At 64.2% G+C, this 1,125-nt stretch carries 1 protein-coding gene; it reads right to left on the reverse strand.

Annotation, left to right across the window (positions count from 1 at the left end; all coding sequences use genetic code 11):
• Positions 1-1,125 (reverse strand): peptide chain release factor 3 (locus tag AC1D1P_RS23920; protein WP_477674731.1); only part of this gene is annotated, 1,125 nt, incomplete at both ends.

Genomic DNA, 1,125 nt, shown 5'->3' on the forward strand with positions numbered 1-1,125 from the left:
GAACACCTGGATCGCGCCTTCTTCACCGAGCTGCGTGAGGCCGGCGCGCAGCTGCTTGCTGCGCAGCGGATCGGCCACCTCGACGGCGCGAAACATTTCAGGCGCAAAGAAGGGCAGGCCGGTGAACTGCAGCGCTTCGCCTTCGGTCAGCGTGTCGCCGAGCTGCAGCACGCCGTGATTGGGAATGCCGATGATGTCGCCGGCAAAGGCGGTGTCGAGCAGTTCGCGGCGCTGGCTCATGAAGCTCACCACGGTGTTGGGCCGCAGCTCTTTGCCGCTGCGCACCACCTTCAGGCGCATGCCGCGGGTGAACTCGCCGCTGGCCACACGTAAAAATGCAATGCGGTCCCGGTGGGCCGGGTCCATGTTGGCCTGGATCTTGAACACCACGCCGGAGAATTTTTTCTCTTCGGGGTGCACCACGCGCTGGATGGCTTCGCGCTCGGCAGGCGCGGGCGCCAGGTCGACCAGCGCGTCCAGCACTTCCTGCACGCCGAAGTTGTTGATGGCCGAGCCGAAGAACATGGGCGTCTGTTTGCCGGCCAGGAATTCGGCGCGGTTGAATTCAGGCGTGGCGCCGGCCACGAGTTCGATTTCGCCCTGGGCCTGCGCGTATTCGGCGCCAAAACGCTTGGCGGCTTCGGCGTTGTCCAGGCCGGCCAGGATTTCATCGTCGCCACCGGCTTTTTCTTCGCCGGGGCTGAAGACGCGCATGCGGTCTTCGCGCCTGTCGTAGACACCATGGAAAAGCTTGCCCATGCCGACCGGCCACGTGAAGGGAATGACCGTCATGCCGAGCTCGCGCTCGATCTCGTCCATCACGCTCATCGGGTCCTGCACCTCGCGGTCCATCTTGTTGACGAAAGTCAGGATGGGCGTGTTGCGTGCGCGGCAGACCTGCAGCAGGCGGCGAGTCTGCGGCTCAACGCCGTTGGCCGCGTCGATCACCATCAGTGCGGCGTCCACGGCGGTCAGCACGCGGTAGGTGTCTTCCGAGAAGTCCTGGTGGCCCGGTGTGTCGAGCAGGTTGATCACGCAGTCGCGGTATTCCATCTGCATGACCGAGCTGGCCACAGAGATACCGCGCTGCTTTTCAATTTCCATCCAGTCGGACGTGGCATGGCG

The sequence above is a fragment of the Polaromonas sp. P1_E1_2 genome, assembly GCF_056406035.1.